This is a genomic window from Arenibacter algicola (genome assembly GCF_018860365.1).
In the GTDB taxonomy this organism is placed as follows: Bacteria; Bacteroidota; Bacteroidia; order Flavobacteriales; family Flavobacteriaceae; genus Arenibacter; species Arenibacter algicola_B.
The window spans coordinates 1-17,029 of record NZ_JAHKPO010000018.1 but is presented as its reverse complement, the minus strand read 5'-3'; the positions used below and the strand labels follow the sequence as shown (position 1 = coordinate 17,029).

The window sequence follows — 17,029 nt, the reverse complement described above, 5'->3', positions numbered from 1 at the left end:
TTATTTTACGATTTTAGCCCGGTATAGATAAGCAACCTGTTTAAGCACATAAAGGGATTAAAATAGTTTGTAGGACAGAGCTTTAATACTTTTTGCCTATCTACTGCTACAACTGAACCTCAATCCTTATTTTTGCCAAATATTCAACATTGCATTCTGGTCATGAACAACGGTTTAAGACGATTACTTTACGATTACCTGATCCAATCCGGTTTGGAAGCCAACACGGCCGCCTATCTCAACGCCCTAATTCTTTTCATAGGAATAATTTTAGTGGCCCTATTGATGGATTATATCCTTTGGAAACTATTCCGTTTCTTATCGGTCAGGTTCGCTAGGCAGTCCAAGACCAATTTTGATAATTTTTTAGTGTTCAATAAGGTGCCCAGGTATGTAGCGCACATTATACCCTTATGGTTGTTGTACAGGTATCTTCCCTTGGCCTTCCTCGATTTTGAAAATACCGAAGGTATTATATTGAAGGCCATTGAAATCCTAGCCGTAATTTTGGTGCTAATACTTATAAGAAGCCTGCTCCGAAGCATTAAGGATTATCTAAAAACCTTGCCCCATATGAAGGACAAGCCTTTGGATAGTTATATTCAGGTATTTATGATATTCGCTTGGATCGGGGGCATCCTAACTCTTTTTGCGGTATTGACCGATACCACTATTTGGAAATTCTTTACCGCCTTGGGCGCTGCTTCTGCGGTAATTCTTTTGATATTTAAAGATACCATTTTAGGCCTTGTGGCAAGCATACAGGTAAGTATCAATGACATGGTGCGTATAGGGGACTGGATAACCTTTGAAAAATTTGGGGCCGATGGCAATGTTACCGAAATTTCCCTTGCAACGGTGAAAGTCCAGAATTTTGACAAGACAATTACAACCATTCCTACCTATTCGCTTATTTCTGATTCTTTCAAAAACTGGAGGGGAATGCAGGCCTCCGGAGGCCGTAGGATTAAACGCGCTCTGCTTATAAAACAGAAAAGTATTAAATTCCTGACTGCAGAAAACATCGAAACCCTGAAAGGTATACAGATAATTTCCAAATATTTAGAGGTAAGAAATACCAATATCGATACCTATAACAATGAGCACGATATTGACAAACAAATGGCCATAAACGGAAGGAACCTTACAAATATTGGTGTTTTTAGAAAATATGCGGAAACCTACTTAAAGAACCACTCCGCTATTAACCAGACTATGACCCTAATGACCAGGCAATTATCTCCTACACCACAAGGGATACCCTTGGAAATCTACGCCTTTAGCAGTGATAAACGTTGGGAAAATTACGAATATATAATGGCGGATATTTTTGACCATTTGTTGGCGGCACTGCCTTATTTTGAGTTGGAAGTATTTGAACTGCCAACCTCTTTTAACAATGGTCTGGATAAGGTGTAAATCGGTAAGGAAGGGCCTAATTACAGATATGGAATGCCATATTTATTGGAAATGAAACCTTGGTTCCAATGTTTTGCATTAAATTAAAAGTATGAATCGAATATTAATTTTGTTTGCACATCCAAAATTTGAACAATCCAGAGCAAACAAAGCCCTGGTAAAAATGGTAGAAAATAAAGAGGGGGTTACTTTTCATGACCTTTATGAGCGCTATCCCGATTTTAACATAGATATTACAAGTGAAAAAAAACTTTTGGCCGAACACGATGTTATTGTTTGGCACCATCCCTTTTATTGGTACAGTTGCCCCCCCTTGATGAAACAATGGATGGATGTGGTTCTGGAATTTGGATGGGCCTATGGAGCTAACGGCAAGGCGCTACAATCCAAAAAATGTTTAAATGTTATTACCACCGGTGGAACCAGGGCAGTTTACTGTTCAGAAGGTAGCAATAACTATTCTGTAAATGAATTTTTGCGACCCTTTGAACAGACCGCCAGACTCTGTAATATGATATATCTGCCACCATTTACGGTTATGGGAACCCATAACATGTCCGATCAAGAGCTGGAAGATTACACCTTGAAATACGAACAATTAATATTTGAATTACAGCAAAACCTTCCTTTTGACAAGATGAAAAACTGTGAATTCTTAAATGACACTCCCCAACTAAATAAAATAACTTCTAAATGAGCGGTAGCATACTTTTTGCAGCAATTGTCTTTCTGACCGGTGCCATTATTTGTGTTCCCATAGCCAAAAAGTTCGGACTAAGTTCTGTTCTGGGCTACCTCTTGGCTGGAATATTAATAGGGCCTTATATTATGGGCTTTGTTGGCGATGAAGGTCAGGACATACTTCACTTTGCCGAATTTGGTGTGGTCATGATGCTTTTTCTAATAGGCCTTGAAATAGAACCAAAGAGTTTTTGGCAAATGAGAAAAACCATAATTGGCATGGGCGGAGCCCAGGTTCTGGGTACTATGATCGTTTCCTTCCTGTTATTTAACATGATTGGATTTGATTGGAAAGTTTCGCTTATCATATCCATGGCAGTATCCCTGTCCTCCACTGCCATAACCTTACAGACTATAAAGGAAAATGGATTGATGAATACTACCTACGGGGCTTCATCTTTTTCCATTCTTCTTTTTCAGGATATTATTGTTATTTTGATGTTGGCGGTAATCCCCTTACTAACGGATTCGGAAAAAACTGCAATTGCCGACGATCATTCGGATCATATCTATCTACTTGAGAATTTACCCCTAGGTTTTCAGGCTTTGGCCATTTTCCTGTCGGTAGTGACCGTTGTTCTTGCCGGTCGATATTTCTTTGTTCCCATGTTGCGGTTGGTAGCCAAAACCAGACTTAGGGAGCTACTATCCGCTTCCGCCCTGCTCATCGTTATTGCCCTCGCCTATCTTATGGAATTGGTTGGACTTAGTCCGGCCTTGGGGGCTTTTCTAGGCGGAGTGGTATTGGCTACCAGCGAATTTAAACATGAACTGGAAAGTAATCTGGAACCCTTCAAAGGCCTGTTGTTGGGTTTGTTCTTTATGGCGGTCGGAGCCTCTATTAATTTTATTGTTATTGGGGACAACCCCTTAATGATTAGTGGGTTGGTAGTCGCCGTAATCGTTTTAAAGGCCCTAATCCTATTCTTGGTCGGAGCCATTTTTAAACTCAAGGCCGATCAAAGACTGCTCCTAACTATTGGGCTGGCCCAAATTGGGGAATTTGCTTTTGTACTACTTTCTTTCGCCTATCAATTAAATATTCTGGATAGGGTTGAATTGGATATGATGTTGGTGGTAACAGCACTTACCATGACCCTTACGCCCATACTGGGAATAATAAATGAGCGATTGATCCTACCGCGGGTAGGAACCAAAAAAGCGGAAACCAGACCAGTGGATCACATTGCCAAGACCCACAAAGTTATTTTGGTAGGTTTTGGCCATTTTGGAAGTACGGTTGGAAGGTTCCTCAGATCCTATGGCATTGAAGCCACTATATTGGATAACGATTCCAACCGGGTAGATCTTCTAAGGAAAATGGGGTTTGAAGTATACTATGGGGATGCCACTCGAATAGATCTATTGGAATCTGCAGGTATAGCAGAGGCCAAGATTCTAATATCGGCAATTGACAATAGCGATAACGTAATCCATTTAACGAAAATGGTGAAGGAGAAATATCCTAATGTGAAGTTGATGTTACGCGCAAAAAACAGATATGATGCGTACGATTTACTAAATATGGGTGTTGAAGATGTGTACAGAGAGTCTTTGGAAACCTCCGTTAAAATGGCAAGTGATGCTTTAAACCATTTAGGGTTTAGAAAATACACCATATACAGGCAAGCCCAGAAATTTATTCAATACGATGAGGAAAGCCTAAGACGATTGGCCAATAAACCCAAAACCAGGGAAGAGTATATTTTTAAGGCCAAAAAAGAAATGAAACAACAAGAAAAACAGTTGGAGGAAGATTTAAATAGGGGTATTATTGAATTTGACAATCATTGGGACAGTGAACAAATGCGAGAGGCCCATAATGCCCCTGAACATTAATTAGAAGATCATATTCCTTGTAAATACTTCAATACGCCTCTTTAATTCCATCTGGAATACACTGAAGTCGGTAATCAAATCGACAATTAACAATATTAGGTTAAGTTACCCATCTTGAATGGATTGTAAAAACTACATTTCCTAAAGAGATAATCTTATAGAAAATTTCCAAAATTGCATTTTAATATACGTCCAAGCCCGGACAGTACAGGATGCCTAAAAAACTCACTAAGCTTATCATTGTAGTATTGAATGGTCTATAGAAACATTAATAAAAAAGTTAAACCTAAGAATAACACTCAAAAGGAATGGCCTTGTAGTTTTGCCATCCTTTTACGAAATATTAAACAATTAACACAAAAATTGTAATCTTTCTTATGAATAACCTCAAATACTTTGTTAATTCTCTATTTTCGCCAATTTTCTATAATCATAACCAATAAGTTAATTTTCATAAATAACTAAACCATTAACCAAAATGAAAATAGGCATTTTAAAAGAAACCTTGGATGGAGAAAGACGCGTTGCCATTACGCCGAACATTGCCAAACAATTAATTGCCTCAGGATTTGAACTTCTTGTGGAGGAAGGTGCAGGAGAGTACTCTTCCTTTAAGGATTCAGATTATAAAAATGTTGAGGTAGCTGTTGAAAAACGAGCTGTCATTTTCCATGAAGCCGAGGTACTCCTAAAAATTAATCCCTTTGATGAAGAAGATTTAAAATTGGTGGACGAAGGGCAGATTTTGATCAGTAAATTATATCATAAGTCGAACCCAGAACTAATCCAGGCCATTGCCAATAAAGGCGCTACTGCTTTTTCCATGGATGCCATTCCTAGGATATCAAGGGCCCAGGATATGGATGTATTGAGTTCTCAAAACAATCTGGCCGGCTATAAAGCTGTGATTTTGGGAGCCTTTGAGATGACTAAAATCTTTCCTTTGATGATGACATCGGCCGGAACCATTGCGCCAGCAAGGGTATTGATCTATGGTGTTGGCGTTGCAGGCTTACAAGCCATAGCGACTGCCAAAAGATTGGGAGCTATTGTAGAGGCCACAGATATAAGATCTGAAACCAAGGAGCAAGCGGAATCCCTTGGGGCCAAATTTATCTCGGTAGACAATGAGGGGGAGGAAACAGAAGGGGGTTATGCCAAGGAAGCCTCGGCAGATTACCAAAAAAGACAAAAAGAGGCGGTAAACAAATCCCTGTTCCAGGCAGACCTGGTTATTACAACAGCCAATATTCCCGGCAGAAAAGCACCAGTATTAATTACGGAAGAACAGGTAATGCAAATGAAAAATGGTGCTGTAATCATTGATTTGGCCGCTGCCCAAGGAGGAAACTGCGAAGTAAGTGAGATAAATAAGACCATCGTCAGAAATGGTGTTAAGGTCATTGGCACCAGTATTGATCCAAGAAGCGTATCCACAAATGCCAGTGATCTGTATGCAAAAAATATCTACAACTATATTAAACATTTAACCGAAGGGACCAATTTTAAATGGGATCTGGAGGAAGAAATTACGGATGAGACCCTGATTGTACAAAATGGAATTATTAGAAATAATTAAAAAATTAAACAATGAATGAGTTTTTGGAATTTATAGAGAACAACCTACAGATTACCTATATCCTTATCCTTGCCATATTTGTTGGGGTAGAGGTAATAAAGAGTATTCCTGCTGTTTTGCATACACCTTTAATGTCCGGGGCAAATGCCTTGAGCGGTGTTGTAATAGTGGGAGCTATTTTAGTGATGTTGCATGCAGATCCAACTGATTATGTAGCCTTGACCTTGGGATTCATTGCTGTTGTCTTGGGGGTCCTAAATGTGGTAGGTGGTTTTGCAGTTACCGATAGAATGTTACAAATGTTTAAAAGAAAAAAATAATGGGGATTTTATTGAATATCATATATCTGATTGCGACCGTAACATTTATAGTTGGCCTAAAAATGTTGGGCCACCCAGAAACGGCAAAAAAAGGTAACTCCATTGCGGCCGCCGGTATGGGATTGGCCATTTTAGGGACTGTTTTTGTTCATGAGCAACAAGTTTCACCTCTAATTTATATCCTTATTGGGGTGGCAATTCTCATAGGTTCCATTATTGGCTGGTTAATAGCCATAAAGGTAGAAATGACGAAAATGCCAGAATTGGTCTCCTTATTCAATGGTTTTGGAGGTGCAAGTGCAGCACTTATCGGGCTAGTGGAATACGGTAAAAACGTAAACTACGCAACCCAATCCACGACCATAGTTTCAGGAATAATAATCGGGGCCATTACTTTTTCCGGTAGTTTAATTGCCTGGGGCAAATTAAACGGCTCTTTAAAAAGTGTGGTAAGGATACCCTACTACAACATCATAAACAATATTACCATTATTGGAATTATCATTTTTGCGGCATTTATGGTCACCACCGGCGTAGATAGCCAGCTTGTGTTGTATACACTATTGGCTGCAGGCCTAATCTATGGAATTCTATTTGTGCTTCCCATTGGAGGCGCTGATATGCCAGTGGTAATCTCTTTATTAAATTCTTTGACAGGTATTGCCGCTGCCATAACAGGGATTTTGTATAATAATATGGTGATGCTCGTAGGGGGTATATTAGTAGGATCTGCTGGTATTATACTTACGGTGGCAATGTGCAAGGCCATGAACAGAACCTTGGGGTCGGTAATTTTTGGTGCTTTTGGGGGAGCAACTGCAACTGCAGGTGAGAATAAGGCTTTAGGGTCCATAAAGAGCACCACCGCCAGCGATGCTGCCATTATGATGAATTATGCGAACAATGTAGTCATTGTCCCTGGCTATGGCTTGGCAGTTGCACAGGCGCAACATGTAATTCATGAGCTGGAGGAGATGTTGACAAGAAAGGGGGTAAATGTGAAATATGCGATCCATCCCGTTGCAGGTCGTATGCCAGGACATATGAATGTATTATTGGCGGAATCCAATGTAGAATACAATATGCTGGTTGAAATGGAAGATATTAATCCCCAGTTTAGCAATACCGACATAGTACTGGTTGTTGGGGCGAATGATGTTGTTAACCCGGCAGCACATAACAATCCAACAAGCCCCATTTACGGTATGCCAATTTTGGATGTGGAAAATGCCAAGCATATCATCGTAAACAAACGCAGTATGAACGCAGGTTATGCCGGGATTGAGAACGAATTGTTTTATAATTCCAAAACTTCCATGCTTTTCGGTGACGCAAAGGCGGCTTTGACAGATTTGGTGGCCGAAATGAAAAATATATAATAATGCTATTCAATATATAAGGCTGATTTTATAAGGAGGTATTATTGGTGATATTACGGCCCTATTTAGCTTCTAAAATATAATAGACACAGGGGCTCAGGTTTTGGGGCCGGGCCCCTGGTTCTCCATAGTCGTCCTTAGTCCTCCTTAGTATGAAAGCTGAAGCTCCGATCAAAAAGCACCATTGAAACCATTTGTTCCAATGGTCAACCTAATTGTAGCGTAATTGGTTACCACGGACTTGGAAAAATATAAATCACTCAAAAGAAATATGTCGGCTCATGTTTTCCTCCACGGACATAAAAGATTCTACCCCTTTTATCCCGTCTATGGTTAAAATGGTATCCTGGTACACATCCCGATAATGCATACTATCCCTAGCGTGCATTTTAAGAAAAATATCATATTTACCAGTACTGTGGTGAATTTTAACTACCTCCGGCACCTTTCTCAAGGCCTCGATAACCTGTTTGTACATAAAACTTTCACGTAGATAAACCCCTAGAAAAATAGTCATTTTCCATCCTATCTTGCTGTAGTCAAGATCTAAGGTTGCACCCTTTATCAGCCCCAAATTTATCATTTTCTTGGTCCGGGCATGAACTGTACCAGGGGAAATACCTGCCTTTTTAGCCACCTCGGTATAGGGCATCTGGGCATTGTCTGCCAGCAAACTTAAAATTTTGAAATCCATTTCATCAATTCTATCTTTCATATTGTTCAATTTTAGATTATCCAGAACATTAAATATCTGTCACGTATATAACATCAGTTGTGAAATAATGTGTTTTATTCTGATAATTATAAGTTTCAGTAAATTTAATTCATCATTTAAGGAAAAACACTAATAATATGATAATAAAAAGATGTAAAAATAATTTTATGTCATTTTTCAGAAGTAGGATTTTTCATATTATTAAAAATCACTTTTTCATTTTTTTGTTCTTAGCGATGGCCTTTGAACAATGAATTCGAAAATCTAAAAAATCATCAAAAAAAATGATATAATATACTTATATGACATATAATATTTATTAAAACTGCCAATTCTTTAGTTTTAGATAAAAACAATCTCCTTTATTGAAATCTTTTGGCCAACTCCTAAGATCACTACCAACTAACTACAACTTCTTTTAAATATTGAATATTTGGAACCATTGCTTAACGGCAACTTGGATCAGGCTCTTTTACTAAATTATCGAATTTAACAACCTTCAACCCTGGGCTATTAAGTTTTCCAAAGGCTTCTCTATTATACGGCTCCATCAACCATATATTGACAATAATAAAAAAGGAACTTATTCTTTGACCTTCAGTAACGGTATAAAACCCGAAGCACTTTACCATAGAAATATACTCCTTATTATATATAGGTATACATTTCCCAATATTGATATAGTTGTAAATTAACATTAGCCGTATATAATAAAGGTTACCCCTTAACTCCAACTCCATTAATCATTCCAATATTAGTTTATCCTTCCTATAGACCTTTTTGGATTTCAATTATACCCTTTCCGCATACGGACCAATGTCATTACACCTTTAAAGCAATTAGGATAATATAGCTCTATGTGCATACTTGGGCTCGCTTTGTGGTCCAGTCACTGAAAGCTACTCCTGTTGTGTTGTCTTTAATGGGACACTTAGAATCCCCATTATTGGATCCAATCTTAATATTATCACTTAAGACTCCCGAATAATAATAACCGTTATGGATGAAATCTAAGACCCACTACTATACAATACTTGTAAAAACATCCATTCAAGACCAGATAATATTGTTTTATCACTTTTTAGATCATAATAAACTTATTAGTCAGTTTTTTACAAAAATAACGATGAAAAATATTCAATAAAATCCTTTTAATGGTCGATTTTAATAAATTTAATTTACCATTTTGCAAAAAACACAAATAATATGGCAAGAAAAAGAATCAAATACTGATTTTAATTCATTTTGAACAAGAGGCTTTTTATCATAATGATAAAAATGAATTATTTGCAAAATTGATCATATTGACAGCTTTTATTCTTTCAAATTAAAAAAGCTGACATATCGTTAGAAAACGGACTATAAAATGGCTATATGTTTACTTTTTGACTTGTAACTGACTATAATACAGACTTTTAGAAAACCACCAAACTTTTATTTATCCTAATGTATCGTTAAATTTGTAAAGTCATTTAACAATAAATTTTGGTTGTTTTTTGATAGCTAAGTATCCGGAACTTTCCTTTTACCAGGTGTACAGTTGAATTTCCATGGCCATGGAAACGATTGGAATAGGTATGCCTAAAACAGTGTTTACTAACTACCTTAAACTATTGTATATGAAGAAAGCTCTAATACTATCACTCGCACTATTCAGTATGCTAGCGATGAACGCCCAACAAATTACTGTATCTGGAATAGTTACAGATGAAGTCGGTACCCCCCTACCAGGCGTGAATGTAGTAATCAAGGGTACCACTAAAGGAAGTATATCGGATTTTGACGGAAATTTTTCCATTGACGCGGAATCCGACGCAGTTTTATTATTATCATCATTAGGTTACGCTAATAAGGAAATTCTAATAGGAGGAAGAACCAACATTACCGTAACCCTTCCCGAAGCTGCTGAAATGTTAACGGAAACTATAGTTATTGGCTCTAGAAGTAAAGGTAGGACCAAATTGGAAACTACTGCCCCCGTCGATGTTATAAGTATAAAGGAACAGGCTATTAATATGCCGCAAATGGACCTGGCGCAAATGCTGGTCGCCTCAGCACCTTCATTTAGTGCCTTTCGCTCCCAGGGTGGTGACCTTTCGTCTGCTGTTGACCCCCCCACCCTTCGTGGTCTAGCCCCGAACCAAATGTTGGTACTTGTAAATGGTAAGAGAAGACACACTTCAGCACTGTTGGCAGGTTCACAAACTGGATCAGCTGCAAATGCCACGGATATGAGCTTCATTGTCCCCGACGCCATTGACAGGGTCGAAATTTTAAGGGACGGTGCCTCGGCGCAATACGGTTCCGATGCCATTGCCGGTGTAATGAACGTTGTACTAAAAAAGGGTACTGGAGAGTTTACCGGAAATTTTACTGTGGGCGGATTCCCAAATTCCGCCCCAGATCTTAGCGGAACCGATGTAAGTGTAGAAAATCAGGCTTTGTTGAAAGACACAGAACCAGATGGTATCAATTATCAATTGGCAGGAAATTACGGGGTCTCTTTTGAAGAAGGTGGCTACTTAAACCTTACAGGACTTTACCGCCAAGCAGAAGCAACAGTTCGCCCCAATATAAGTAATGCTACTCCTTATGGTGATGCATACCTGAACAACGAGCGTACGGATGCCCAAGGGAATATTATCATAACCAACCCAGAACTGGTAGCGGCACAGGCCTCAGGCAATACAGCCCTTGCAGATGAACTTAGGACAGATGCCGGACTTTCGGATGCGAGAGGCCTTACTGCCAAGGATTTTTCCTCCTATGCAGGTACCGCGGCATCCAATCTAGGAGTCGTGGCCTACAATTTGGCATTTCCCATCAATGAGGATATCCAATTTTATTCTTTTGGTGATTTTGGATATAAATACACAGCTGGGTACAGCTGCTTTTACCGTAGAGCTGCACAAGCGGACCGAGCCAATTTTGACCTTTTCCCGAATGGATTTAGGCCCCAGATTGCCAGTACCCAGACCAACATAGCCTTTACAGGTGGAATTGATGGTACCCTGGGCGATTTCAATTTTGATTTCAGCAATACCTTCGGTAGAAACAAAATGAATTATGACATGTTCAATACCTTCAACGCAAGCCTACAATCCGCATCCCCTACAACAATGGATTTGGGAACACACAGCTTCTACCAGAACACAACCAATTTTGATGTATCAAAATATTTTGATGATGTACTATTAGGGCTTAACGTTGCTATAGGAGTAGAACTAAGGGTAGAAAACTACCAAATTGAGGCAGGTCAGCCAGAAAGTTACGCCATAGGCGATGCCGGGATATATACGGCAACTACTGATAACGAAGCGCTATTGGGTCCTGATGGTTTTCCCTTGGAAGATCTTAACTCCGAACCCATTGTAAATGCAGATGGCAGCCCAGTAGTTCTGCCTTATGGTGAGGCCAGTACCAACATAAATAAATTTTACAGCCCCAACTGTCAGTGCTTTAGAGGCTTTGCCCCTGAGAATGAGGCCAACGAATTTCGCTCGGTTACAGCTGCCTATTTGGATGCTGAACTTGATGTTACCGAAAAATGGCTATTGACAGGTGCCGTTCGTACTGAGAACTACTCAGATTTTGGAGATGTCTTTACTGGGAAAATAGCTACTAGATACTCCATCTTGGATAACTTTGCCTTGAGAGGGTCTTTGAGCACGGGCTTTAGAGCTCCATCCCTACAAGAATTGAATTATTCACACACCTTTACCTTCTTTGTAGGTCTTGATCCTTTTGATGGTACACTTTATCCAAATACAAGTAGTGCCGCAAGAGCCATCGGTATAGAGGCCCTAAAACAGGAACAGTCCACAAATTTAAGTATAGGTTTCACTACCCGTCTCTTCAACAAAATAGACCTAACAGTAGATGCCTATAAAATTGATATAAAAGACCGCATCTTTGAAACCGATAATTTTGATGCTAGCGAAGCTCCTGCATTGGCACCTATCATTGGTTCCGGATTGGCCAGTTTTAGAATAAATGGCGGCGACATAAGCACCAAAGGAGTTGAAATAGTGGCCAACTATAGAGAAAAAGTAGGTGAAGGCATGTTGGGCCTAACACTTTCAGGTGTATTCCGTGAAAACACTTTTGAAGGGGCAAGTGTTCCCGATCTTAATACCGTATTGTCCGATGAGGAATTGGAAACTAAATATGTAAACAGGTCTTCCATAGGTCAATTTGAAACAGGTACTCCAAACACCACCTTTATTGGTTCTGGAACCTATACTTGGGGCAAATGGTCAGGAATGCTAAGGGGATCCTATTTTGGGGAAGTAACCTCCTTAAGCAACAATTTCATAACTCTTAGTGATGGTTCTGAAGGCTATCCAGACCAAACCTTTTCAGCTCAGTTTGTTACAGATATAGGAGTTACCCACAACTTTACTGACATGCTTGCATTAACTGTAGGGGGCAATAACATCTTTAATAAGTACCCAGATATTCTAAGGTCCGAACAAAGAGGCTTCTACCTATACTCCAACTATCAGCAAGGTTCTAACGGAGCATATTATTTCGCTAGGCTAACTTTTGGATTTTAATCTGTTAACGCTATAAAAATAAAAGATATGAAACATACATCTATAAAAATTATTAGTTTGCTATTTCTTGTTTTCTTCACTGCTTCCTGTGAGCAAGAAATGCCAGAAGCTGCATTAGAGGTCGCCGAAGGCAGAGGAACTTTACGCTATTATACTGCCTATACCATTGATGCTGCTGACCCAGGTGGATCCAATGTCTATGGTCGCGTGGTTTTTTGGAAAGGCACCCTAGACAGAACACTTGTTCAGGTTTCGCTATATAACACCATTGAAGGCCAACAACATCCTGCACTTATTATAGAGGGTGCGGCAGGAGTAGGAACTACTACCCTGCTAACACTGGATACCGTTTCCGGAGATACGGGCGAGTTAAATGACAACAAGTTTTACGTCATTAGCGATACTTCTTTTTATGATGGGCTCCTAGACCTGGATGCGCACATCAACATTTACCTAAGCGAAACAGATAATACGGTAGTGGCCTCAGGAAATATAGGTGCCAATGCCGAACCAGTAGAAAGTAATTAAAAATTAAACTCATAAACTTAAATACGATAACATTATGAAAACATTAGACAGAAGATCATGGTTAAAAAAAGGAGCATTAACTGCTGCAGGAGCAATGGCTATGCCACATTTGAGTTTTGGGATCTCCGAGATGCCCAAAGCACCTTTAGCACTTGATGCCCAGGGAAATGCCATTTACACTCCATTTTTTAAGGAATTTTTACCGGACTATAGTCGTGAAATGCCGGTATTGGAAGCTAAATTAAATGCCAACGAAAATCCTTACGGACCATCCCCAAAAGCCATTTCGGCCTTACAAAATGTTGCCTTTAAAGGCAATCGTTATGCTTGGTACGAACTTTTTGACCTAATGGGCAAAATAGCTACGGAAGAAGGCGTAGACATCAAGAACATTATGATGGGGCCTGGATCATCCGATCTATTGGAAAAAACAGCCATGGTCCTTTTTGCGAACGGTGGTAATGTGGTATCCGCTGACCCTACTTATATGTCATTGATTCGTGTAGCAGAGGCCACAGGTGCTTCTTGGAAAGCCGTTCCCTGTAAGGCAGATTGGTCACATGACCTTAAAGCCATGGAAGCTGCCATTGACGCAGATACAAAATTGGTATACATCTGTAATCCCAACAATCCTACCGGGGCAATGACCGATAGTGCTGAATTGGTAGATTTCTGTTCAAGGGTATCCGAAAAAGTTCCCATTTTCGTGGATGAGGCCTATATGGGCTTTTTAGAGGATGGTGCCAAACAAAGTATGGTATCTCTAGTAAATGAAGGCAAGGACGTAATAATAGCCCGTACATTCTCAAAAATACACGGTATGGCCGGCCTAAGGGTAGGATATATCGTGGCACAGGAATCGACTCTGGCAAAACTTGAAAAAGTTACCCGCGGGGGTATGGGCATTGCATACACTTCCATATTTGCAGCTACGGCCAGTATGGATGATGTAGCCTTTCAGGACAAGTCCAGAAAGCTCAACGCTGCATGTAGAGAATATGTCTACCAAAGTTTGGATAAAATGGGCTTTGAATACATTCCGTCTTCCACAAGTTTCATAATCTTCCCTATTGAAATGGAAGGAAAGGCCTTCCTAGAGAAAATGACAGCCCAGAAAGTAGGTGTTCGCGCCTTCGAGATTATGGGTAAGAACTGGTGCCGCGTTAGTATGGGTACCATGGAGGAAATGAAGCTATTTACAAAAGCGTTGGAAAAAGTATTGGTTTAAGTTGAGTTTACCCACGGGTTGGATCAATAGGAGGGTCTTACAGATCTTTCTATGATCCAACTACTGTTGGGTTCTTTATTACGGAAACCCCCGAACGGAATAGTGAATTATTAAGAACTTATAATATGAATTATGCATTACAAAAAACATTAGAACTCCTACTGATCATAGGTCTGGGTCTGTTACTACAAAAAAAGGTAGCTAAGGATGACCTGAAAGGGATTAAGACCTTGATATTGAGCGTGGCATTGCCAGCTACAATTTTTGTGGCCTTATTAAAAATAGAACTCAAAGGGTCATTATTGGTTTTTCCCCTTATGGCTTTGGTATTTAATTTTATAATGGTCATAGCCACTAAGTACCTATTGGCACCTTCACTACCAAACAATGAAGGAGCTAAAAAAAGAACATTGACAATGCTCCTCCCCTCTTTGGCACCAGGACTTTCCTGTTTCCCCTTTATCATAGTCTATTTGGGGGATGAATATCTGGCCTTGGCCGCATTGGCAGACGTTGGCAACAAAATCTTTGTCCTTATCCTTTTGTATATGTTAGGGATGCACTGGTATCATGCAAGGGCCGTCAAAGATTTGGTTGCAACTACTTCCAGCAAGTTAAAAGGCCTGTTCCTTTCAATGCTGAATGAACCTATTAACCTGGTTATAATAGTAGCTATGGTACTTTTGGGGTTCGGACTAACCCTTAGCTCCTTTCCTGATTTCTTGGGGAACACCATAGTTAAAATGAGCTTGATTATGACACCTTTGGTGCTCCTTTTCATTGGTATGGCAGTACGTATAAAATTTAGGGAATTTGGCTTTATCTTTTCACTTTTGATGAGACGCGCCGGTATCACCTTTTTACTATCGGCTATTTTTGTTTTCCTGTTCCCTGCATTGGCCGCCCCAATGATTTTATTTATTGTGGTATTCCCACAGAGTGCCTGCAGCTTTTGGCCGTTTGCCCATATGAGTGCTGTAAGTACCTTGGAGGAAAAGGACGAACAGAAAAAGCCCACTTTCGATATTAACTTTGCCGTTAATATTTTGGCTTGTTCCATGCCGTTTTCCACCATTTTGATCATTAGTATTTTTTCTTTCAGCGAATTTTTCGTGAACCCAGTGGTACTAGTGGTTACAGGAATTATTATGGTAGCTGTCACCTACATTCCATACTTGATCACTAAATTGAAAAGAAGCGATAAAACCGAGGAGGTTGTTAATTACAATACCTTCTTTGGAATAAATACCAATGCACATTCATCGGAAAATCATTAATACTTCTAAAAAAGTATTGATAGTATTCCAAAAAATCAAAAGGCCCCTGAAAGTATTTCAGGGGCCTTTTACTATTATTTAATTGAATCAGCTTACAGGATACTTCCCTTTTTACTGACTTCTAAAGGAATACGATATATAACTCCTTGCTCGAAAGTTCCTTTTGAAACTTTCTGAAAATCGATACTATTGCGAATATAGGTCTCCAATGCTTCGTTTTCCGTTTTAACACTTAGAACCCGCAAATAATCACCATTGTCCAATGCCACACGTACCTCGGCCTTTGCGCCACGAATTTCATCGGGAATAATATTGTCACTCAACAATTGGAAAATTTGGGTCGTAACTGCTTTCGCCGGTTTTGCTTCGCCTTTTTGGGGATCGGTAGCAAAAACTTGAACCACGTTCAACAGCATTGCAGCCATCAAGATAAATACTGACTTTTTCATATTTTAAGGATGTTTTAGATTTGTTTTTTTAACTAATTCTACTCAAACTTATTAAATATATCGCAATATAGGCCGGCTATATTATAGATTTAATAAATTTTAACATTACAAAATACGAATATGCAAAATATAAGCAAAAAGCTAACGAATCGTCAGGTTTTCTTAGGATTCTTATAGTGGGTAGACGTAAACTTTGAAGGGAAATATATGAAAAAGAAGGGTTTCAATGTATATTGAATCAATAATCAGAAATTAACTCAATGAGTTCCATAATCCTCTAGCAGGATCGTGGCCTATAAAAATCCGATACAGACTTGTGCCTATCCCGATTTTTTGTTTTCCACTGCTTAACCCCCTAGCTATGCTAATGGTATCCGTGCCAGGATTACCTTGATGTGCTCGGTGATCATGTTTAGGGTTCGGTGCTCAAGATAATCCGACACAGGCTGACGCCTGTACGTCTTTTTTGTTTTTCCCGGTTTAAGTGCCCTTGGCACTATACCGTTAAAAACAAAAAATCCGATCACTTTCATGATCGGATTTTCTTGGTCGGGGTGGCAGGATTCGAACCTGCGACCTCCGCGTCCCAAACGCGGCGCGATAACCGGGCTACGCTACACCCCGAAATGGTCATCTATAAAACGTTTTGCTCCTCTTTTCTTTATACGTCGCTCCAAAATTAAGGCTTCCGAGCGAGATAATACTTCCAGTTGCAAAACTAATTTCCAAGGGGTCCCACTCTTGGTAGAAGGAACAATCCCGAGGTTATGTCTTTTCAATCTCTTGTCAATATCCGTAGTCTGACCTACGTAATATCTTGAACGTTTCTCGCTATATAAAATATAAACGAACATATACTAACTCTCTTTGGGGTGGTCACGCCCAAAGCGTGACGACCTCCGCGTCCCAAACGCGGCGCGATAACAATGCCTTTGGCTTTGCAAGCCGGGCGAGACCTGCCACGCCATCAGCGTGGTACACCCCGAAATGGTCATCTAT

Annotated in this window: 14 protein-coding genes and 1 tRNA gene; 10 read left to right on the top strand and 5 right to left on the bottom strand. The window is 39.7% G+C overall.

Annotated features, from left to right (window positions below; genetic code table 11):
• Window positions 1-162: 162 nt before the first annotated feature.
• The 6 genes from KO529_RS15510 (at window position 163) to KO529_RS15485 (ending at window position 7,277) form a co-directional block, all read left to right on the top strand.
• Window positions 163-1,419: a mechanosensitive ion channel family protein gene (locus tag KO529_RS15510; RefSeq protein WP_215948778.1), complete on the top strand. Its 1,257-nt coding sequence runs from the start codon at window positions 163-165 to the stop codon at window positions 1,417-1,419.
• A gap of 91 nt (window positions 1,420-1,510) precedes the next feature.
• Window positions 1,511-2,116 carry an NAD(P)H-dependent oxidoreductase gene (locus KO529_RS15505; protein ID WP_215948777.1) on the top strand — a complete coding sequence of 202 codons (606 nt, stop codon included), beginning with the start codon at window positions 1,511-1,513 and terminating at the stop codon, window positions 2,114-2,116.
• Window positions 2,113-3,999 (top strand): monovalent cation:proton antiporter-2 (CPA2) family protein, encoded by a 1,887-nt coding sequence (locus tag KO529_RS15500; protein ID WP_215948776.1) that lies wholly within the window; start codon window positions 2,113-2,115, stop codon window positions 3,997-3,999. Before KO529_RS15505 ends, KO529_RS15500 begins: the two co-directional genes overlap by 4 nt.
• Window positions 4,000-4,477: 478 nt before the next feature.
• Window positions 4,478-5,578 (top strand): Re/Si-specific NAD(P)(+) transhydrogenase subunit alpha, encoded by a 1,101-nt coding sequence (locus tag KO529_RS15495; RefSeq protein ID WP_215948775.1) that lies wholly within the window; start codon window positions 4,478-4,480, stop codon window positions 5,576-5,578.
• A gap of 11 nt (window positions 5,579-5,589) precedes the next feature.
• Window positions 5,590-5,898 carry an NAD(P) transhydrogenase subunit alpha gene (locus tag KO529_RS15490; protein ID WP_215948774.1) on the top strand — a complete coding sequence of 103 codons (309 nt, stop codon included), beginning with the start codon at window positions 5,590-5,592 and terminating at the stop codon, window positions 5,896-5,898.
• Entirely contained in the window at window positions 5,898-7,277 is a 1,380-nt protein-coding gene (locus KO529_RS15485) for an NAD(P)(+) transhydrogenase (Re/Si-specific) subunit beta (RefSeq protein WP_215948773.1), read from the top strand. Before KO529_RS15490 ends, KO529_RS15485 begins: the two co-directional genes overlap by 1 nt.
• A gap of 256 nt (window positions 7,278-7,533) precedes the next feature.
• Here KO529_RS15485 and KO529_RS15480 read toward each other — a convergent pair whose 3' ends face one another.
• The gene (locus tag KO529_RS15480; protein ID WP_215948772.1) at window positions 7,534-7,992 is read right to left on the bottom strand and encodes an Lrp/AsnC family transcriptional regulator; all 459 of its coding nucleotides are present in this window, start codon (window positions 7,990-7,992) and stop codon (window positions 7,534-7,536) included.
• Between the two features lie 1,619 nt (window positions 7,993-9,611).
• Here KO529_RS15480 and KO529_RS15475 point away from each other — a divergent pair.
• The 4 genes from KO529_RS15475 to KO529_RS15460 all read left to right on the top strand — a co-directional run bounded on the left by KO529_RS15475 (window position 9,612) and on the right by KO529_RS15460 (window position 15,581).
• Entirely contained in the window at window positions 9,612-12,548 is a 2,937-nt protein-coding gene (locus KO529_RS15475) for a TonB-dependent receptor (RefSeq protein ID WP_215948771.1), read from the top strand.
• Between the two features lie 27 nt (window positions 12,549-12,575).
• Entirely contained in the window at window positions 12,576-13,076 is a 501-nt protein-coding gene (locus tag KO529_RS15470; protein ID WP_215948770.1) for a hypothetical protein, read from the top strand.
• A gap of 34 nt (window positions 13,077-13,110) precedes the next feature.
• On the top strand, window positions 13,111-14,304 hold the full coding sequence (locus tag KO529_RS15465) for a pyridoxal phosphate-dependent aminotransferase (protein WP_215948769.1): 1,194 nt from the start codon (window positions 13,111-13,113) through the stop codon (window positions 14,302-14,304).
• Window positions 14,305-14,429: 125 nt separating this feature from the next.
• A complete protein-coding gene (locus KO529_RS15460) occupies window positions 14,430-15,581 on the top strand; it encodes a permease (protein WP_215948768.1) in 1,152 nt (383 codons plus the stop codon).
• 92 nt (window positions 15,582-15,673) lie between these two features.
• On the opposite strand, the gene KO529_RS15455 is transcribed toward KO529_RS15460, so the two are convergent.
• The 4 genes from KO529_RS15455 to KO529_RS15440 all read right to left on the bottom strand — a co-directional run bounded on the left by KO529_RS15455 (window position 15,674) and on the right by KO529_RS15440 (window position 16,884).
• A complete protein-coding gene (locus KO529_RS15455; RefSeq protein WP_215948767.1) occupies window positions 15,674-16,030 on the bottom strand; it encodes a hypothetical protein in 357 nt (118 codons plus the stop codon).
• 359 nt (window positions 16,031-16,389) lie between these two features.
• The gene (locus KO529_RS15450; RefSeq protein WP_215948766.1) at window positions 16,390-16,563 is read right to left on the bottom strand and encodes a hypothetical protein; all 174 of its coding nucleotides are present in this window, start codon (window positions 16,561-16,563) and stop codon (window positions 16,390-16,392) included.
• A 13-nt stretch (window positions 16,564-16,576) separates the two neighbouring features.
• Window positions 16,577-16,654, bottom strand: a tRNA-Pro gene (locus tag KO529_RS15445).
• Entirely contained in the window at window positions 16,645-16,884 is a 240-nt protein-coding gene (locus KO529_RS15440; RefSeq protein WP_215948765.1) for a GIY-YIG nuclease family protein, read from the bottom strand. Before KO529_RS15440 ends, KO529_RS15445 begins: the two co-directional genes overlap by 10 nt.
• Window positions 16,885-17,029: the final 145 nt, after the last annotated feature.